This window comes from Streptomyces sp. NTD107, assembly GCF_059510435.1.
In genome coordinates this window covers 246,367-264,907 of record NZ_JCAJZV010000001.1, presented here as the reverse complement: position 1 = coordinate 264,907, position 18,541 = coordinate 246,367, and the positions used below count along the sequence as shown (strand labels likewise).

Genomic DNA, 18,541 nt, shown 5'->3' with positions numbered 1-18,541 from the left:
CGCCAGGGTAGGACCGCGGGGTCCGTGGTGGGGCGGGGCCCCACCACGGGCCGTGCGTCCGGCCGGGTTCAGCCCAGCCCGGCGCGTTCCAGGGCCTCGGCGCCGGCCCGCAGCGCGCCGACCCGCTCGTCGAGGGTCAGCCCGGCGGGGGCGAGGGAGAGGGTGGTGACACCGGCCTCGGCGTAGGCGCGCATCCGGTCGGCGATGCGGTCGACGGAGCCGATGAGGGTGGTGGAGTCGATGAGGGAGCGGGGTACGGCGGCGGCTGCGGCGGCCTTGTCGCCGGCCAGGTAGTGGTCCTGGATCTCGGCGGCCTCCTTCTCGTACCCCATGCGGCGGGCGAGGCGGTTGTAGAAGTTCTGTTCGCGGCTGCCCATGCCGCCGACGTACAGGGCGGTGTACGGGCGGAAGTGGTCGGCGAGCGCGTCCAGATCGTCCCCGACGGCGAGCGGGACGGTGGGCGCGATGTCGAAGCCGGTCAGATCGGCGCCGATGGCCGCCCGGCCCTCGCGCAGGGCGCCCAGGGTGGTGGCTTCGGCGTGTTCGGGCGAGAAGAGGATGAGCAGCGCGCCGTCGGCGATCTCGCCGGTCTGGCGGAGGTTCTTGGGGCCGATGGCGGCGATGTAGAGCGGGATGCGCTCGCGCACCGGGTGCACGGTGAGCTTGATCGGCTTGCCGGGGCCGCCGGGCAGCGGGAGGGTCCAGTGCTCGCCCTGGTGGGTGAGCCGCTGCCGGGACATGGCGGTGCGTACGATCTGCACGTACTCGCGGGTGCGGGCGAGCGGCTTGTCGAACTTGACGCCGTACCAGCCTTCGGAGACCTGCGGCCCCGAGACGCCGAGGCCGAGCCGGAACCGGCCGCCGGACAGCGAGTCGAGGGTGGCGGCGGTCATGGCGGTCATGGCGGGGGCGCGGGCCGGGATCTGGAGGATCGCGGCGCCGACGTCGATGCGCTCGGTGTGGGCGGCGACCCAGGCCAGCACGGTGGGCGCGTCGGAGCCGTACGCCTCGGCCGCCCAGCACACGGCGTAGCCCAGCCGGTCGGCTTCCTTGGCGACGGCGAGGTTGTCGGCGTCCATTCCGGCGCCCCAGTAACCGAGGTTGATTCCGAGCCGCATACAACCGCCTCTACTCGTCGGTAACCTGCCCTTCCGAGCGACTGTACCCCGCGGCGCCAGTACGCTCAACGGCCATGGATCTTCGGCATCTGGGCCACACCGGCCTGCGCGTATCCCGGATCGGGCTCGGCACGTTGACGTGGGCGAGGGATACGGAGGAGCAGGACGCGGCGGAGTTGCTGAAGATGTTCTGGGAGGCGGGCGGCACCCTGCTGGACACGGCGGATGTGTACGCGGACGGCGGGGCGGAGTATCTGCTGGGACGGCTGCTGGACTCCCTGGTCCCCAGATCCGAACTGGTGATCGCCACCAAAGCGGGCAGCGTGCCCGATCCGGACCGGCGCTTCGACGCCTCGCGCGGCCATCTGCTGGCGGCACTCGACGCCTCGCTGGAACGGCTGGGCACCGACTACGTGGATCTGTGGCAGGTGCATGCCTTCGATCCGATGACGCCGCTGGACGAGACCCTCCAGGCCCTGGACATCGCGGTCAGCAGCGGACGCGTACGGTACGCCGGTGTCTCCAACTTCTGCGGCTGGCAGCTGGCGAAGGCCGCGACCTGGCAGTTGGGCACACCGGGGGGCCGTACCCGGCTGGCGAGCACCCAGATGGAGTACTCACTGCTCCAGCGCGGGGTGGAACGCGAGGTGCTGCCGGCCGCGCTCGACCTGGGGGTGGGGCTGCTGCCGTCCTCGCCGCTGGGCCGTGGCGTGCTGACGGGAAAGTACCGGCACGGCACCCCGCCAGGATCGCGCGGCGCCTCCTCGGCACTGGCCGGGTTCGTCGCCCCGTATCTGGACGAGCCGGGACGGCGGGTGGTGGACGCGGTGGCCACCGCCGCCGACGGCCTGGCCGTCACCCCGGCGCAGGTGGCGCTGGCCTGGATACGGGACCGGCCCGGGGTGACCGCCCCGATCGTGGGGGCCCGCACGGCGCGCCAGCTGGGAGAGGTGTTGTCAGTGGAGGACCTTAGGCTTCCTGACGAGATCTGCCGGGCGCTGGATGACATTTCGGCACCGGTGCACCACTACCCGGATCATGAGTGGAGTTCGCTGTGACCGACGGGAACCAGCCGCCGCAGTCACCGCAGCCGGCGAAGGGCGCCCCCGCGGGGGGCCTGGCGGCCGAACTGCGGGCCGCCGTACGAGCGGTGGAGAGCGGTGAGCGGCCGGCCGCGGCCTTCTTCGCCCAGCCCGAACCGGCGCCACGACCGGCCACCGCGCCGCCGGCGCGTACGGGGGCGGAGCCGGCGGCCGGCGGGCCGCCGGTGGCCGTACCACCGGAGCTGGTGGAGTTGTTGGAGCGCGGCGGGGCGCCCGGGGAGCTGGCCGACCGGGTGGCCGGGGCGCTGGGTGAGGGCGCGGCGGGCGAGCTGGCCGCCGACCCCTGGCGGCTGCTGGCGGTGCCCGGGATGCTGCCGGGTCAGGCGGACGGCTTCGCGCGGGCGCTGCTGGGCACCGAGTGCGATCCGCAGGACGCCCGCCGGGGAGTGGCGCTGACGGTATGGCTGCTGGAGCGGGCGGCGCTGGCGGGGCACACCGCGTTGGAGGCCGGGGCGCTGGCGAAGGGGCTGGCCGGGCAGCAGGTGCGGGACCCCGAGGAGACGCTGCGCGCGGCCGTCGAGGAGGGCGCGGTGCTGGTGTTCCAGGACGCGGTGCCGGCGGCCAGCGGCGGGGGCACGAGCGGGGGCCAGGGCGAGGGAGAGGGCGGCGAAGAACCACCCGTGCGGGTGCTGTTCGGCCTGGACCGCTGCGCGCTGGCCGAGGAGAGCCTGGCGGACGGCCTGGCCAGGCTGCGCGGCTCGGCCCCGGCCGGGGGCGAGGAGAGCGCCGAGGGATGGGAGCAGGCCGCCACCGGGGCGCCGACCCCCTCGGCCGCCGAGCTGATCAGGGCCGTGGCCGTACACCCGGTGGTGGCGCACAGCGGCGGCGAGGCCGCGCGGACGGAGCCGGCCGTGCTGGTGGCGGCGGCGCGGCAGCTGGGGCTGCGGGCCTTCGCGGCGGCGCACGGCCAGGACGGCCGGCAGCGGCTGGCCCGGCTGCTGCCCGCGGAGCACGCGGACGCGGCGATCACCGTGACCGGGCTGCTGAGCGGTACCGAAGGCCCCGGGCGGGACCCGGACGGGGCACTGGCGCTGGATCTGCTGGCCGTGCTGGACGCGCCGCAGCTGACCGTGGAGACGGCGGCCACCCTGGTGGAGTCGCTGCCGGACGGCGCCCGGCTGGTGCTCAGCGGCGACCCGGCGGTGCTGGGCGCGGCCGGCCCCGGCCAGGTGCTGGCGGACGTGGCGGCCGGCGGCGGCGTACCGCACCTCACCTCCCGGACGCCGGACACCGGCCCGGTGGGCGAACTGGTCTCCGGCATCGCGATCGGCGAGCTGTACCAGGTCGCGGCGCCCGGCAAAGAAGTGGTGATCGTGCCGGCCGCCGACGCCGGCGAGGCGGTGCACCGTACGGTTCAGCTGGTCACCGACTCCATTCCGCGCGCCGTGGGGGTGCCGGTCGCCGAGGTGCGGGTGATCACGGTCGGCCACGGCGGCGCGGCGGGCACCCGGGTGCTGAACGCGGCGCTGAAGGAGCGGCTGAACCCGGGCCCAGGGCGGTTCGGCGGCTTCGATCCGGGCGATCGGGTGATGTACTCCCCCGCTCCCGGTCACAGCCGGCCGGCCACTGTCACCGGGGCCGACGCGGCGGGGCTGCGGCTGGAGTGCCCGGACGGGCCGCTCACCGTCCCCCGGGAACGGGTACCCGGGACCGTACGGCACGGCTGGGCGATCACCGCGCACCAGGCGGCCGGGGCGCGCTGGCCGGGTGTGGTCGTGGTGCTGCCCGGCGACGCGGTCCCGGCGCTGGACCGGTCCTGGATCTACACCGCCTTCAGCCGGGCCGAGCGCCATCTGTCGGTGGTCCAGGGGGTCGGCCCCGCACTGGCCCAGGCGGTCGCCGCGCCCCCGCGCACCACCCGCTCCACCCGGCTGGCGGCGCTGCTGCGCCCCCAGCCGGTTCCGGGCGGCTGAGGGCGGCCGGGGAGCCAGGCGGTCTCGTTCGGCGGCGAGGCTCCGTAGCCGGCGGCGCGGCCCCGCGAAGATCCGAACGAGACGGCCTACCGCAGGGAGCCCAGGTCCTCCTCGTCGAAGGCGTCGCTGATGTCGAAGCGGCAGATCACCCGCTCCGGGTCGACGGTCTCGAAGGGGGCGGCGAGCCATTCCCCCGGCTCCACCGGCTCGTCCCCGGCGGACACCCACAGCGTGGCGTCGCCCTCCTCCAGACCGAACTCCTTGTGCCGGGTGGCGATCTCGTCCGGGTCGAACTCGCCGAAGATCACCCCGAGCGCGGCATGCAGACTGCCGCCGGCCGCCTCGCGGGCGTCGGCGGCCTCCTCCCCGGTGGTCTCCGGGTCGAGCTCGGTGACGCGCTGCGCCTGGCCGCGCAGCCGCCGGGGATCCACCACGACATAGTCGCGCCGCATGAAGACGCTCAGATACTCCGGCCGTTCCGGCCCGGCGTAGCCGGTGCCGCCCTCGGTCGCCGGGATCTCGAAGGGCGTCACCTCGTCGTAGACGTCGTACAGCAGCTCGTCGTACACCTCACCGGCGGCGGCCATCTCATTGAACGCGGTGTAGACCTCGGACTCCGCGTCGGTGTCGGCGCCCTGTCCGGTGGCGCGCCGTTCAATGGCTTCCAGGTGCCGGTCGATCGCGTTCTTCAGCGCGTCGGCGGCGGCGCGGACTTCGGCAGCGGTCGGCTGCACAGCATCAGACATGGTGCAGACGGTATCGGCATCCGGGCCCTGGACGCACAATGGATTCGATGCCGGAATATGAGTTTCGTGATGTGTATGTACCCCGCGGGGTCTCCCGCGCCGCGACCACGCGGCTGCTGACCGACCATGCCGAGTACGGGCAGTGGGAGCTGGCCCGGCTGCGGCTGTATCCGGACGGCAGCCGCCGGGTGCGGCTGAGACGGCGGATCATCCGCCAACTGCGCCCGACCTGGTAGCCCTCCGACACCACGCGTGGGCCCCGCGAGAACGCGGGGCCCACGGTGGAACGCGGTGCGGATCGTCAGGACTGCCGCGCCGCCCGGCCACGCCGGTACAGCACCACGCCGCCGACCATCAGGCCCGCGCCGAGGGGAAGCATCACGCCCAGGCCGGGGCCGCTGCTGCCGGTCTCGGCCAGTTCGCCGCCGCCGAGCTGCTCCCCGGGCTCGTTGCCGGGCTTCTCCTCGGCGGGGGTCTCCGAGCCACCGCCGCCGGAGCCGCTCGAACCGCCGGAGCTGCCGGAGCCGCCCGAGCCACCGGGACCGCCGGGCTCCTCGGAGTCACCGCCGCCGGAGCCACCGGAACCGCCGGAGCCGCCGGAACCGCCCGAACCGCCGGAACCACCGGAACCGCCCGGCTGCTCGGGCTCGGGGTACTCAGGCTCCCCGGGGTGCTCGGGCTCGGGGTGCTCGACCGGCGGGGCATCGATGTAGCACTCGTTGCCGAAGACCGGGTTCAGTACGCCCACCACGTCGATGCTGTTGCCACAGGCATTGACCGGGACATCGACGGGCACCTGGATGCTGTTGCCGGAGCCGACGCCGGGCGAGTCCACGGCGCCGCCCTCCGCCTGGGCCCCGCCCTGTCCGGCCTCATGGCCGGGGTTGTGCTTGCCGCCGCCGGGAGTGCCGCTCTGGCAGGTGTTCCCGAACGCGGGGTTCAGCACGCCGATCACATTGATCGTGTTGCCGCAGACATTGATCGGCACATTGATCGGCGCCTGGATGTTGTTGCCCGAAGCCACGCCCGGTGAATTGACGGCGCCGCCATGGGCGTCGGCGTCGGCGTGCGCCGTACCGCCCGCCATGGCCAGCATCCCGCCGGCGGCGGCTACGGAGAGCAGGCCCTTTCTGGTGACCTGTCGCATGGTGTTTCCCCTGCCTTGTTCCCTCATGGAGGCGCGGGGTGGGGGCTGAGGGCATCCCGCGCCCTGCGTAAAGACCCCGGCGGTCCCGGAGCACGGGATGCGCGCTCCGGGACCGCCTGGTGTCAGGCCCTCATGGAGTGGGGCCGAACGTCACTTGGCGATGCAGGTGTTGCCGAACGTGGGGTTCAGCAGCCCGATGATGTCAACGGTGTTGCCACACAGGTTGAGCGGGATGTGGATCGGCACCTGGATGACGTTGCCGGAGATGACACCGGGGGAACCCACGGCCGCACCCTGGGCGCCGGAGCTGGCGACGGCCATGCCCGCACCCGCGAGCACCAGGCTGCCGGTGGCAGCCGCGGTGGCGACGACCTTCTTGATCATGCTTCCTCCTTGTGGACAATGCGGACCCAGCAGGGCCGCACCACGAGTAACGAGGAGGCGAGAACAAGGCTACGAGGGTGACGGGATATTCACCCATCCCGACTAACGTCGCACACGGAAGCGATCAGCATTCGTCCAGAAAACGATCGAGAACGCGTACCCCGAACTGGAGCCCCTCCACCGGCACTCGCTCGTCCACCCCGTGGAACATCCCGGCGAAGTCCAGCTCCGGGGGCAGCTTCAGCGGCGCGAAACCGAAGCAGCGGATGCCCAGATCGTCGAAGGACTTCGCGTCCGTACCGCCCGAAAGCATGTACGGCACGGCCCGCGCGATCGGGTCGTGTGCCTGGAGCGCGCTCTGCATGGCATCCACCAGCGCGCCGTCGAAGGACGTCTCCACCGCCTTGTCGGCGTGCACGTCCTCACGCTTGACGCGCGGGCCCAGGATCCGGTCCAGATCGGCGAGGAACTCCTCCTCGTAGCCGGGCAGGAAGCGCCCGTCGACATGGGCGGTGGCCTGGCCGGGGATCACATTGACCTTGTAGCCGGCGCCCAGCTGGGTGGGGGCGGCGGTGTTCTGGAGCGTGGCCCCGATGATCTTGGCGATGCCGCCCAGCTTGGCCAGGGTCTCGTCCATGTTCTCCGGGTCCAGCTCGGTGCCCAGGGCGTCCGACAACTCGTCCAGGAAGGACCGCACCGTCTTGGTGACCCGCACCGGGAACTTGTGCCGGCCGAGCCGGCCGACCGCCTCGCACAGTTCGGTGATGGCGTTGTCGTTGTTGGTCATCGACCCGTGCCCGGCGGTGCCGTCCACGGTGAGCCGCATCCAGTGGATCCCCTTCTGGGCGGTCTCCACCAGATACAGCCGCAGCTTCTCGTTCACCGTGAAGGAGAACCCGCCGACCTCGCCGATCGCCTCGGTGACCCCGTCGAAGAGATCCCGGTGGTTGTCCACCAGATGCCGGGCCCCGTACACACCCCCGGCCTCCTCGTCGGCGAGAAACGCCAGCACGATGTCCCGGGGCGGCTTGCGGCCGCTGCGCATCCGCTCCCGCACCACCGCGAGGGTCATCGCGTCCATGTCCTTCATGTCGACCGCGCCGCGCCCCCACACACAGCCGTCGGCGATCTCGCCGGAGAACGGATGATGCGTCCAGTCCTCGGCGTTGGCCGGCACCACATCGGTGTGCCCGTGAATGAGCAGCGCGGGCCGCGACGGGTTCTCCCCCTCGATCCGCGCCACGACGGAGGCCCGCCCCGGATGCGACTCGATGATCTGCGGGTCGAGACCGACCTCGGCCAACTGCCCGGCGACATACTCGGCGGCGGCCCGCTCCCCCGGTCCCGAGTGATCGCCGTAGTTGCTGGTGTCGATACGGATCAGGTCCCGGCACAGGTCCACGACCTCCCGCTCCGCCCGCTGCCCGCTGGAGTCCGACTCGCTCACGCTGCGCTCCTCACACGATGGAATCCCACCATCCTCCCCCACACCCCCCGGAGATCACCAAGGCCCGGACTTTGCTATGGTTTCCCCGTCACAGCGACACACCCCGTCCGGGTGGCGGAATGGCAGACGCGCTAGCTTGAGGTGCTAGTGCCCTCTTATGGGCGTGGGGGTTCAAGTCCCCCCTCGGACACCACAGCACAGGCCCGATAACCCTCGGCTTGGAGGGCAAACAGTCGGGCGTATTCACCCTGTACGGCGATGAGTTCGTCGTGGGTTCCCTGTTCGGCCAGTCGGCCCTCCCGCAGGACGATGATGAGGTCCGAGTCCCGGACCGCTCCCAGGCGGTGGGAGACCAGCAGGCTGGTACGGCCCGCCCGGTGAGCGCGCAGGCGGTGGTGGATCTCGTGTTCCGCGTCGGCGTCGAGGCCGGCGCTCGGTTCGTCGAGGATCAGCAGGTCGGTGTTCCGGCGCAGGAGGGTGCGGGCCAGCGCGACGCGCTGCCACTGGCCGCCGGAGAGCATCACACCGGTGCGCGGGTCGTTCTGGTCGGTGTTCTCGAAGAAGATGCGGCTCAGCAGGGTGTCGTAGCCCTGTGGGAGTTCGCCGAGGGTGGTGTCGATGTCCGCGAGCCGGGCGGCCGCCGTGACGGCCGGCAGGTCGGTCAGCAGGGGCAGGTCGCCGATGCCGATGTTCTCGGCGGCGGTGAGGTCGTAACACATGAAGTCCTGGAACAGCACGCCCAGCCTGCGGCGCAGTTGGTCGGGCGGGATGGTCGCGATGTCGACGCCGTCCCACAGGATCGTGCCCCGGGTGGGGTCGTAGAACCGGCAGAGCAGCTTGATCAGGGTGCTCTTGCCGGCCCCGTTGAGGCCGACGAGCGCGACCGAGGAGCCGTACGGGATGGTGAGGTCCAGGCCGCGCAGCACCCAGGGGTGGCTGTCGTCGTAGCGGAACCACACGTCGCGCAGTTCGATCCCCCGGCGCAGCGCCGGGAGCGTCGTGGCCGTGGCGGGCCGCAGTTCCTGGGGCGTGGCGGTGACCCGCCGGTGGTAGCCGAACAGCATGAGGGACTGGTGGGTGCCGGCGAGACCGGACGCCAGGCTGATCAGTGCGGCCTGGGCGCCGGCCACGGCGGCCACGAAGGCCATGACGGAACCGACGCTGAGGGTGCCGTCGGTGGCGGCGAGGACGGCCCACACCAGCCCGCCCCCGGACAGCGCGCAGGACAGCAGTGTGAGCAGTCCGTGGACGCGGATCTCCCGCCGGTCCACGCGGCGCTCGCCGGCGTGCCGGGTGGCCAGTTCGTCGAGCATGCGGCCCTTGAGGAAGTCCCCGAGGCCGAACAGCCGGGTCTCCTTCACCGCCGTGAGGTCGGTGATCAGCGACGAGTAGAAGACCTGCCGCCGGGTCGCCGGGGAGATCGTGGCGAGCATGGAGACCCGCTGGCGGGACAGCGTCAGATGACCCAGCAGGGCGGGGATCGCGGCGGCGGCCACCAGGGCCGCCATGGTCGGGCTCAGGGCGGACAGCGTCGCCAGCAGGCTGACCACGGTGATGAGGTTGCGCGCGATGTCGAACAGGCCGGCGGCGGTGGCCCCCATCGCGCTGCCCGACGCGTTCGACGCCATGGTCAGCTCGTTGCGGAACCGGGGGTCCTCGAACCGTGCCAGGCCCTGGAGCGCGTTGAGCGCCGTGTACAGCCGGTCCTGCATGAGGTGATCGAGCCGCCGGTCCATCTCGTTGCGCAGAAAGCCCGTGACGTACGGCAGCAGCCCGGAGGCAAGACCCACGCCGGCCAGGGCGAAGGACCAGCGCAGGGCGCCCGCCGCCTGGTGGGAGGTGAGGTCGTCGATCACGAACTTGGTGATCCACGCCGTGCCGGTGGGCAGCAGCCCGCCGATGACGGTGGCCGCGAGGTACACCAGGAAACGGCCACGCCCCGCCCGCCAGCACAGGCTGACGGCGATCCCCGCCGAACGTGCCGTCCCGTACCGGCGGCTCACGCGGCCGGGGCCGGCTGGGCCAGGTCCCCGGGTTCGGTGACCGCCCGGAGGATCCTTCCGTCGGGCCGGACGAGCAGGAAGGTGGGGAATGCCTTCAGGCCGATGCGCTGGACCAGCGTCCGGGACTCCTCGCCGCGTATCAGGGGTATGCCGGGCCCCAGCGCGGTGATGAGTTCCTCGGCGGAGCGCCCCGAGCCGGAGACGATCGCCAGGACATCGTCGTGGGCGCGGGCGAGGGGGCCGGCGAACTCCGGGGCGTGTTCGTGGCACGCGTCGCAGTTCGCGTCGAAGAACCCCACCAGCCGGGTGCCCGACGCACCGGCGAGTTCGGCGGACGTGGTACCGACGAGGATCGTCGGATCGTACGCCCGGAACGTCGGCCGGGCGCTCAGCTCGCCCAGTTCGGCGGTGTGTTCGCGGAGTCTGCGCAGTACGGCGAGGGTGAGCAGCAGGTCGAGCACGCAGAGCAGGCCGACCAGGACGACCGCGATGACAAGGAAGATCATGACAGGGAGCCTCGGTTCGGTTCGGTGAACAGGAAGGCCAGGTCGTCCAGGCGGACCACCAGGAGTGAACCCACCAGCGCGACGGCGAGAGTGACGGCGGCTCCGGCCGGGTCCGGTGGCCAGCGGGCCGTGGTGTCCGTGAGCCCCACGGCCAGGCCGGCGCAGCCGATGACGGTGAGGGCCGCGTTGCGTGCGACGTGGACCAGGCCCAGCGGGGTGGCCGAGGCGCCGAAGCAGCGGCACGGGGCCGCCCGGCCGCCGCGCAGCGCCAGGACGATGCCCGTGGTGAACACCACCAGCAGTCCGGTCGCCACGGCCAGGCCGCCGAGCACGGTGGCGGGGACCACGAGCAGTGCCACGGCGGTGATCTCGGCGGCCACGACGGCCACCGCGACCGGGCCGGCGAGCCGCCGGGGCAGCAGCCGGAGGGCTCGGATCGAGGACGAGAACTCGGCGAATGCCGCGCGGCTGCGGATCTTCCCCGCCGTGGCGGCGAGGAAGACCACGAGCAGCAGCGCGCGGCAGCCGAGAAACAGGTAGGACATCTGTCAGGGCTTGCAGATGACGAATTCGTTGCAGGGGCCGCAGCCACTGGTCCCGCCCACGACGTGACACAGTCTCCTGGGGCGTGCGTAGTTCTTGAACACGTCGATCCAGCCGCAGGCGCTGCACCACTCGTAGTACGAGGTGTCGGCACTTGCGGTGGCCTTCGGCACCAGGCGCTCCAGCACCCTGTCCATGAAAGCGACCATGCGCGTTCCTTTCTCCGGTTGGCGGACTCCGCCGAGCGTAGGAGGCGCTCGTACACCGGTTCGTACACCGGCTCATACACCACGGCGAGACCGCTTGGCCCCGCCTTCCTCGCCCGGCTCCGCGCACCGCAACTCGGCCGCGTACCGGCGGATCAGCTGGTGCATGCGGAAGCGGCCCCGCCCGGCCGTCTCCAGGAGCCGGGCCTGCACCAGCTGATCCAGCGCGGTCTCCGCGCTCGCGGCGTCGCAGCCCAGCAGCGCCGTGATGATGCCGGCCGTCAGATGGACGGAGCGCACCGTGCCGAGCAGCCGGAACAGCCTGGCCGCGGTGGCGTCGGGCAGCGTGGTGTAACCGGCGGCGAAGCAGGCGCGCAGGTCGAGATCGCCCGCGGACCACTCGGTGAGACCGCGCCGCTCCAGGCGCTCCCGCAGCCAGCTGAACGGCAGTTCGGGGCGGGCCGCGATCCGCGCGCCCGCGATCCGTACGGCCAGCGGGAGGCCGCCGCAGGCTCGCGCGACCGCGCGGACCGCCTCGGGTTCGGGGTCCGCGGCGACCCTGGCCTCGCCCGCGTGCAGCGCCAGCGCCGCCAGGGCCTCCGGCTGGGTGAGTTCGCCGAGGGCGATCTGTTCGGCGTCGAGGGTGGACAGCACCTTCCGGCCAGTGATGACGGTGGCGCAGCCGCGGCCGGCCGGCAGCAGCGGCCTGACCTGTGCGGCGTCGACCGCGTTGTCCAGGAGGATCAGTATCCGGCGTTCGGCGAGCAGGGACTGGAGGAGCGCGGCGGCCTCGGCGTCGGCGCCGGCGGGCGGGAGGTGGTGCGGTTCGACGCCCAGGGCGCGCAGGAGCCGGCCGAGTACTTCGCCGGGCGGCAACGGTGGCTGCCGGGGCCCGGCCCCTTGGAGATCGACGTACAGCTGGCCGTCGGGGTAGTGGTCCGCGCTGTCGTGGGCGGCGCACAGTCCGAGGGCCGAGGTGCCGATGCCGCCCAGTCCGTGGATGGCGACCACCACGGGGCCGGGGTTCTTGCGCAATGCCTGGGTGATGTGGTCGCGTTCGGCGGTCCGCCCGACGAAGACGCCCGGCCGGGGAGGCAGTTGCCGGGGCAGCGGCCGGGGGATGGTGGGCGGGCGGGGTGCGGGGTCCCGCGGCCGGGCGTCGAGCGCAGGATCGCGGGCCAGGATCGTCCGGTAGAGGTGGGACAGTTCATGGCCCGGCGCGACACCCAGCTCCTCGCGCAGTGCGTCACGCACCCGCTGGAACACCCGTACCGTGCCCTGGATGTCTCCGCTGCGGTAGAGGGCCAGCATCAGCTGGCCGTTGGCGCGCTCCCGCAGCGGGTGGTGGTCGATGAACGAACGCAGCCGGTCCGCCATCGCCCGGTGCTCCCCGAGCGCCAGGCCCGCCTCGGCGCGGTCCTCGATCGTTTGGGCGTGGTGTTCACCGAGGGTCTGTGCGATGTCGTTCAGGGCGGGTCCCAAGGGGATGTCCTGCAAGGGTTGTCCGCGCCACTGGGCCAGCGCCAGGTCGAACGCGGCGGCGGCGGCGGCCATGTCCCCCTTGGCCAGCGCCTTGCGGCCCAGCACGGCGGCCTCCTCGAAGGTGCCCACATCCAGTTCGCCGGGCTCCACCGCCAGCGCGTAGCCGGACGGCGAGGTCGTCAGCCGTCCGGCGAGCGCCTGATCGCTGCGCCGTAATCGCAGGACATAGGTGCGGAGGTTGGCCACGGCGGAGGCCGGTACCCGTTCGCCCCAGATCTCGCTGATCAGGGTCGGCACCGTGACCACGCGGCCGGGCGAGGTCAGCAGGGCGGCGATGATGACGCGCTGCTTGTCCGCGGCGACCCGGATCTGCCGGCCGTCGGCCTGGATCTCCAGCGGGCCGAGAAGCCGGAACCTCATCGTGGGGAGAGCCTGCGGACCACGACCCCCATCAGCCGCTCGGCCGGGTACGGGCCCCGGTGCCGGGAATCGATGCTCTGGGGGCCGTTGTCGCCGAGCACCGCGAGGGCTCCGGGCGCCACCGGGCCGTCGCCGGGCACCCCGGGCGGCAGCGGATCCCCGGGCAGGGCGGCGACCCGCTTCAGATTCCAGACCCGCCCGTCGGCCGCTGCCGGGGCGGCGCTGGGGAAGGGCCCGGCGGCCGGGGCCTCCAGCACGACGACATCGCCGACCCGTACCTGGCGAAGTCGCCGGCGCCGCACCAGTACCCGATCACCGTGGGTCAGCGTGGGCGCCATGCTCGCGCCGTCGACGCTGACCACTATGAGATGTTTGCGTAACCACACCAGGGCCACGCCGATGGCCGACGCCCCCAGGAACACACCGGTCAGGACCACGTCGAGCATTCTCATCCATGACGATCGGAAAGTCGACGCATATGCAAAACTAAGGTCCCGGTGGACGGACGGACGGCCCGCCGGCCGGCCCATGGCTCAGGGAGGCGGGGGCTGGGGGGTGAGGATCGGGTGGACGGGGGCGGCCGCGCTGTGGGCGCGGTGGAGGGCGAGTTCGGCGGTGGGGGCCTCGGTGAGGAGGATTCCGGTGCAGGCGCGTTGGTCGGTGAGGTGCTCGACGCGGTCGTTCGGCGCCATGGTGGGGTACCAGTGCGGGGTGCCCGGGTAGGCGGGCAGGGCGTCGAGTCCCCTCCAGCCGGTGAGCGTTCCGGGGTGCGGGGCGTAAACGAGGACGAAGGCGGTGGCGGGGCCGGTGGCCGGGGGTGGGTCGAGCAGGGGCGGGCGGCGGCCGAGGGCGATGTCGATCTCGGCGGCGTAGACGTTGGTGCCCAGTCGGCGGCAGAGCGCCTCGCCGACCAGCGCGCCACCGATGCGGCGGTTGATCTCGACGAGTTCGGGGCCGTCGGTGGTGAGCACGAACTCCACGTGGGCGAAGCCCCGGTCATGGCCCACGGCGGCCAGCAGGCCGGCCACCCAGGTCTCGATCCGCGCGTGCTCGGGGTCGGGGAACGCGACGGGGAAGGCGGCGGCCTCCTCGCGGACAGCGGGTTCGGGTGACAGGTGGCGGCTGCACACCCCCAGGAGCGTGGTGCGGCCGGCCCAGCTGAGGGTTTCCGCGCTGTAGAGCGGGCCGGACAGCAGGGGTTCGGCGAGGAGTTGGCCCTTCAGCGGGGTGTGGGAGGCCGCGGTGAGGGCGGCCAGGAGGGCCGGCTCGTCGCGTACCGGCCATACGGCGCGGGAGGAGGTGCCCGCGGTGTCCTTGAGGACCGCCGGCAGTCCGGTGGAGCGCAGGATGTTGGGGGCGGCGGCGGGGGTGGGGTCGATCCGTTGGGAGCGCAGCCGGCTCAGGCCGCGGTCGTTCAGGAGGGTGCGCACGCGGTGTTTGTCGCGGATCAGCCGGACGGCGGCGGGGTCGGGGCCCGGCAGTCCGAGTGCGGCGGCGAGGTCGGCCCCGGTGACGCTGAAGGTGTCGGTCGAGTTGATCAGCCCCCGGAGGTCGGGCAGATGGCGCAGGGTGTTGGCGCAGGCGGCCGTGTCCAGCGTGTCGATGTCGATGATGTCCAGTGCGTCAGGGGGAAGTTGGGCGAGTTCGTGGCGGTAGACGGTACGGTCCCTGGTGAGCAGGCACAGCCGGTGGCCGGCCTGGGCCGCGGCCCGGATCTGGCGGCCGAGGCCGAAGGTGAGCAGCTCAAGTGCGGCGATGGTCATGGCGGGTTCTCCTGGTGGTGGGGGCGGCGCCGCCACTCCATGACCGACCAGGGTGGTACGAGGTCGGCCAGGCCGGTGATCTGATGGGGTTTCAGGGTGCGCGGGTCGGGGGCCTCCCGGTGGCGGGCGAAGGCGCGCTCGGTGTAGCGGTGGCCGGTGTCGGGGCCGATGACCAGGTAGGTCTGTTCCGGGTGCCGGGCGGCCTCCCAGCCGGCGGTGAGGTAGGCGGCGCCGGTGGACAGGCCGGCGAAGACCGCGTGGTCGCGCAGCAGCGCGACGGCCCCGGCGGTGGCGTGCCGGAAGTCGATCCAGTGCAGCGTGTCGTACAGCTCGTGCCGTACGTTGCCGAACGGGATGGCGCTGCCGATCCCGGCGATGATCGCCTCGGGGTCCTGGAAGCGGTCGCTGCCGAAGGTGACGCTGCCGAACGGCTGAAGGCCCACCAGCCGTACGGAGATGCCGCGTTGGCGCAGCGGCAGCACGAGTCCGGCGGTGGAGGCGCCGGTGCCCACCGCGCCGATGACGGTCAGCTGGGGGCCGGGCAGCGCGGCGCCGACCAGGTCGGCGAATTCGCGGTAGCCGGTGTAGTGGATGGCGTCGTGGTACTGCCGCATCCAGTGCATGTCCGGGTGGCTGGTGAGGAGTTCGCGTACTCGTCGCACCCGGCGTTCCTGGTCCAGCCGCAGGTCCTGGGCGGGCGGCATCTGGTCGACGGTGGCGCCGAGGATCTCCAGCTGGGTACGCAGGGTGGTGTCGACGGTCGTGGAGGCGACGATGTGGCAGCGCAGCCGGTAGCGGTGGCAGGCCATCGCCAGGGCCAGCGCGTAGATGCCGCTCGAACTGTCGATCAGGGTCTGTCCTGGGGTGATCGTGCCGCGCTCCAGCAGGGTGCGGACGGCGCCGAGCGCGGCGTACACCTTGAGGGTCTCGAAGCGGGCCAGCAGGGTGTGCGGTGCCAGCCGGATCAGGGCGGGGGTCTTGACGGCGTCGGTGATGTGTTCGTGGACGGGGGTGGGCGGGCTGTTCCGTCGCGGGTCCATGGCGGTCACCGGGCCGGGGGGCGGGTGCCGCGTACGATGAGCCGCCCGGCGTGCTGGTCGTACGGGGTGGCGTCGAAGCCGCCGAAGCATTCGACGCCGGTGAAGCCGGCCTCCTCGAACATCGCGCACAGTTCCGCCGCGCTGTAGAGCCAGCACCTGATGGACGCCTCGCGGGCGGTGCCGTCGCGCACCAGGGTCCAGTCGGTGCGCAGCCGCCGCCAGTTGTCGAGCACGGTGTCGCGCTGGATCACGTATCCGTCGTCCAGCTGGACGAGCTGGGGCCGGCCGATCCAGCCGGCCAGCACCTCCTTGCCCATGACGTCGATCAGCAGCCGGCCGCCGGGGACGAGGGAGTCGAAGGCGTTGCGCAGCACCCGGGTGTTGTCCTCGTGCCGCTCGAAGTAGCCGAAGGAGGTGAAGAGGTTGAGCACGGCGTGGTAGGTCGCGGGCTCGCGGTGGGTCAGCATGTCCCCGTGGATCAGCCGGGCCCGTACGCCGGCTTCGGCGGCGGCCTCGCGGGCCCGGTCCAGCAGCCGCGGGCTCAGGTCCAGCCCGGTCACGGCGGTTCCGCGGCGGGCGAGCGGCACGAGGAATATCCCGGGTCCGCAGCACAGGTCGAGCACTCGCTCCCCGGGCCCGAAGGAGAGGAGGGGTGAGGTGTCCACCAGGCGGGCCATTTCGTCCCGTCTTCGGGTTGAAAACATGGTGCTTGAGAAGTCCGCCCAGAATGCCTCGTCCTCGTACCATTGCATGTCGCCGTCACCCGCTTCGGACACCATGAGAAATGCGACCCGATAAGCAGTTCCATGGTGCCCCTGGGCTCCCTGGGCAAAACCCTTGAGAAATCGGCACGATCGGCCGGCTTTTGCCGGGAACCAATGGCCCTCCACAGCCGACTCATCAGCGGGTTACCGGTTTTCCTTTCGGGGACCCGGCTCCGGGAAACCGGCACATTGTTCCGCTCGCGCACCCTCCCCCAGCGGGGCCGCCGATGCGAGGATGAACCGCCATGGGCACAGCCGGGAGCCGACCGAGCAGGGTAGTGAGGGCCGCGATGTTCGCGGCCCTGTGCGTGCTGCTCGCCGCCGCCGGTCATGTGCACGCCTCCGGGGCACCGCTGCCGTGGTGGGCGCTGGCCGCCGCGCTGCCGGCGGTCTGGGGCGCGACCTGGTTTCTGACCGGGAAGGAACGGGGCGTACCGGCCGTGCTGAGTGCCACGGTGGCCGCCCAGGTGGCGCTGCACCTGGCCTTCTCCCTCACGACGACGGCGAGCGGCGCCCATCCCGCGGCGCACGTCGAGCATCCGGAGCCCGGGGCGGCCGGGTCCGGCATGGCCGGCGCCCACCTCGCCGCGGCGCTGGCGTCCGGCCTCTGGCTGGCCCACGGGGAGCGCGCCTTCTTCCGGATCACCCGGGCCATGGGCGGCTGGCTGCTGGCCCCGCTGCGGCTGCTGCGCCGCCCGCCGCTCCCGGCCCGGCGGCCCTGCCCGGTGGGCGTGGCCCGGCCCCGTCGGCGGCGGCGTGGCCCGGCGCCGCACATCGTGACCACCCGGGGGCCGCCGGCCGGGTCCGCTGTCAACTGACTTCCAGCAGCTGACAGCCGGTTCGGTTGCCGGAACGATCCTCCGGCGGCGGCACCCGGCCCGTCACCCAACGGGCCGGCCCCCCACGGGCGCGGTCCCCCCTCCCCTCCCGCGCGTCCTTCGTACGTCCTTCGCGCGTCCGCGTCCGGTGACACGAATGACTGGTGTACCGATGATGCCTGCCCTGGCTGTGCCCCACCCGCGACCCCCCATGGCCGCCGCCGACGATCCCGTCACCCGGCTCGCGCTGGCCGCCCGCTGCGGTGATCCGGTGGCCGTGGACGCCTTCGTCCGCGCTCTGTACCGCGATGTGCGCCGTTTCGTGGCCCATCTCGCCGGCGATCCGCGGCTGGCCGAAGACCTCGTGCAGGACACGTTTGTGCGGGCACTGCGCAGCCTGCACGGGTTCGAGGGCCGCTCCTCCGCCCGTACCTGGATGCTGTCCATAGCCCGGCACACCGTCGCCGACAGTGTGCGGCGGGCCTCCGCGAGACCCAGGCTCGCCCACTGGGAGGACTGGCAGACCGCCGTCGAACGGGCCCAGCCGCGTGGTCTGCCGGGCTTCGAGGACGGGATCGCGCTGACCCAACTGCTGGCGGCCCTGCCGTACGAGCGCCGCAGCGCCTTCGTACTGACACAGGTCCTCGGGCTGCCCTACGAGGAGGCGGCCCGCCGGCTGGGCTGTCCGATCGGCACCGTGCGGTCCCGGGTGGCGCGGGCGCGGGCCGGCCTGCTCGCCCTGCTGGTGGAGGCCGAACGCCACTCGCGGCGGCCCGCCGCCGCGCCGGCCGGCTGCTGAGCGCGGACATCCGGCCCCGGAGGCCCGGCGCCGGGCCTCCGGTGGCTTTCCCGGCGTGCGGGCCGACCCGTTCTGCGGGGCGCCGGTGCTCTCGGCGCGTGGTGGCCGGGCACCGAAACCGACTCGGTGGGTCACCGGTGGTGCCGGCCCGCCGTACGTCCCGGAGCGGTGATCGCGCGCAAAAGGGGCCGTCCGAAAGCCGGTTGAGGCGCTTTCACCCCTGCCGGGGGTCGGTCGCCGGGCCGGGAAAGTTCCCCGCCCGGCGGCCATTGGCCAACTCCGGAACAGCGTCTTCCACGGCGGCGGGAACGCCGTTACTGTCCACGCTGGGAGCGCGGG

Annotated in this window: 19 protein-coding genes and 1 tRNA gene; 6 read left to right on the top strand and 14 right to left on the bottom strand. The window is 72.8% G+C overall.

Annotation, left to right across the window (positions count from 1 at the left end; genetic code table 11):
* Window positions 1-68: 68 nt before the first annotated feature.
* Complete coding sequence (locus AC5WRL_RS01235; protein WP_496086325.1) at window positions 69-1,118, bottom strand: LLM class F420-dependent oxidoreductase; 1,050 nt, start codon at window positions 1,116-1,118, stop codon at window positions 69-71.
* 74 nt (window positions 1,119-1,192) lie between these two features.
* Between AC5WRL_RS01235 and AC5WRL_RS01230 the strand changes: the two genes are divergently transcribed.
* Window positions 1,193-2,176, top strand: coding sequence for an aldo/keto reductase (locus AC5WRL_RS01230; RefSeq protein WP_496086324.1), 984 nt, complete (start codon window positions 1,193-1,195; stop codon window positions 2,174-2,176).
* On the top strand, window positions 2,173-4,134 hold the full coding sequence (locus tag AC5WRL_RS01225) for an ATP-binding domain-containing protein (protein WP_496086323.1): 1,962 nt from the start codon (window positions 2,173-2,175) through the stop codon (window positions 4,132-4,134). The genes AC5WRL_RS01230 and AC5WRL_RS01225 overlap by 4 nt, the downstream gene beginning before the upstream one ends.
* An 86-nt stretch (window positions 4,135-4,220) precedes the next feature.
* On the opposite strand, the gene AC5WRL_RS01220 is transcribed toward AC5WRL_RS01225, so the two are convergent.
* On the bottom strand, window positions 4,221-4,880 hold the full coding sequence (locus AC5WRL_RS01220; RefSeq protein WP_496086322.1) for a hypothetical protein: 660 nt from the start codon (window positions 4,878-4,880) through the stop codon (window positions 4,221-4,223).
* A 47-nt stretch (window positions 4,881-4,927) separates the two neighbouring features.
* Between AC5WRL_RS01220 and AC5WRL_RS01215 the strand changes: the two genes are divergently transcribed.
* Entirely contained in the window at window positions 4,928-5,116 is a 189-nt protein-coding gene (locus AC5WRL_RS01215) for a DUF5703 family protein (protein WP_496086321.1), read from the top strand.
* A gap of 65 nt (window positions 5,117-5,181) precedes the next feature.
* Here AC5WRL_RS01215 and AC5WRL_RS01210 read toward each other — a convergent pair whose 3' ends face one another.
* The 3 genes from AC5WRL_RS01210 to AC5WRL_RS01200 all read right to left on the bottom strand — a co-directional run bounded on the left by AC5WRL_RS01210 (window position 5,182) and on the right by AC5WRL_RS01200 (window position 7,858).
* Window positions 5,182-6,027 carry a chaplin gene (locus AC5WRL_RS01210; RefSeq protein WP_496086320.1) on the bottom strand — a complete coding sequence of 282 codons (846 nt, stop codon included), beginning with the start codon at window positions 6,025-6,027 and terminating at the stop codon, window positions 5,182-5,184.
* A 150-nt stretch (window positions 6,028-6,177) separates the two neighbouring features.
* Window positions 6,178-6,411, bottom strand: a complete 234-nt coding sequence (locus AC5WRL_RS01205; RefSeq protein ID WP_496086319.1) for a chaplin — start codon at window positions 6,409-6,411, stop codon at window positions 6,178-6,180.
* A gap of 124 nt (window positions 6,412-6,535) precedes the next feature.
* Window positions 6,536-7,858 carry a M20/M25/M40 family metallo-hydrolase gene (locus AC5WRL_RS01200; RefSeq protein WP_496086318.1) on the bottom strand — a complete coding sequence of 441 codons (1,323 nt, stop codon included), beginning with the start codon at window positions 7,856-7,858 and terminating at the stop codon, window positions 6,536-6,538.
* Window positions 7,859-7,963: 105 nt separating this feature from the next.
* On the opposite strand from AC5WRL_RS01200, the gene AC5WRL_RS01195 reads away from it, so the two are divergent.
* Window positions 7,964-8,051, top strand: a tRNA-Leu gene (locus AC5WRL_RS01195).
* Here AC5WRL_RS01195 and AC5WRL_RS01190 read toward each other — a convergent pair.
* The 9 genes from AC5WRL_RS01190 to AC5WRL_RS01150 form a co-directional block, all read right to left on the bottom strand.
* Complete coding sequence (locus tag AC5WRL_RS01190; protein ID WP_496086317.1) at window positions 8,014-9,861, bottom strand: ABC transporter ATP-binding protein; 1,848 nt, start codon at window positions 9,859-9,861, stop codon at window positions 8,014-8,016. The two genes, AC5WRL_RS01195 and AC5WRL_RS01190, sit on opposite strands and share 38 nt — an antisense overlap.
* Entirely contained in the window at window positions 9,858-10,367 is a 510-nt protein-coding gene (locus tag AC5WRL_RS01185; protein WP_496086316.1) for a peroxiredoxin family protein, read from the bottom strand. The genes AC5WRL_RS01190 and AC5WRL_RS01185 overlap by 4 nt, the downstream gene beginning before the upstream one ends.
* A complete protein-coding gene (locus AC5WRL_RS01180; protein ID WP_496086315.1) occupies window positions 10,364-10,912 on the bottom strand; it encodes a MauE/DoxX family redox-associated membrane protein in 549 nt (182 codons plus the stop codon). Before AC5WRL_RS01180 ends, AC5WRL_RS01185 begins: the two co-directional genes overlap by 4 nt.
* Before the next feature lie 3 nt (window positions 10,913-10,915).
* Window positions 10,916-11,107, bottom strand: coding sequence for a hypothetical protein (locus AC5WRL_RS01175; protein WP_496086314.1), 192 nt, complete (start codon window positions 11,105-11,107; stop codon window positions 10,916-10,918).
* Window positions 11,108-11,191: 84 nt separating this feature from the next.
* On the bottom strand, window positions 11,192-13,018 hold the full coding sequence (locus AC5WRL_RS01170; RefSeq protein ID WP_496086313.1) for an AfsR/SARP family transcriptional regulator: 1,827 nt from the start codon (window positions 13,016-13,018) through the stop codon (window positions 11,192-11,194).
* Entirely contained in the window at window positions 13,015-13,470 is a 456-nt protein-coding gene (locus tag AC5WRL_RS01165) for a S26 family signal peptidase (protein WP_496086312.1), read from the bottom strand. The genes AC5WRL_RS01170 and AC5WRL_RS01165 overlap by 4 nt, the downstream gene beginning before the upstream one ends.
* A gap of 81 nt (window positions 13,471-13,551) precedes the next feature.
* A complete protein-coding gene (locus AC5WRL_RS01160) occupies window positions 13,552-14,781 on the bottom strand; it encodes an ATP-grasp domain-containing protein (RefSeq protein WP_496086311.1) in 1,230 nt (409 codons plus the stop codon).
* Window positions 14,778-15,821, bottom strand: coding sequence for a pyridoxal-phosphate dependent enzyme (locus AC5WRL_RS01155; protein ID WP_496086310.1), 1,044 nt, complete (start codon window positions 15,819-15,821; stop codon window positions 14,778-14,780). Before AC5WRL_RS01155 ends, AC5WRL_RS01160 begins: the two co-directional genes overlap by 4 nt.
* 5 nt (window positions 15,822-15,826) lie before the next feature.
* Window positions 15,827-16,573 (bottom strand): class I SAM-dependent methyltransferase, encoded by a 747-nt coding sequence (locus tag AC5WRL_RS01150; RefSeq protein WP_496086787.1) that lies wholly within the window; start codon window positions 16,571-16,573, stop codon window positions 15,827-15,829.
* Window positions 16,574-16,875: 302 nt separating this feature from the next.
* On the opposite strand from AC5WRL_RS01150, the gene AC5WRL_RS01145 reads away from it, so the two are divergent.
* Window positions 16,876-17,403: a hypothetical protein gene (locus AC5WRL_RS01145; RefSeq protein ID WP_496086309.1), complete on the top strand. Its 528-nt coding sequence runs from the start codon at window positions 16,876-16,878 to the stop codon at window positions 17,401-17,403.
* Between the two features lie 211 nt (window positions 17,404-17,614).
* The gene (locus tag AC5WRL_RS01140) at window positions 17,615-18,202 is read left to right on the top strand and encodes a sigma-70 family RNA polymerase sigma factor (RefSeq protein ID WP_496086308.1); all 588 of its coding nucleotides are present in this window, start codon (window positions 17,615-17,617) and stop codon (window positions 18,200-18,202) included.
* The last annotated feature ends 339 nt before the right edge of the window (window positions 18,203-18,541 follow it).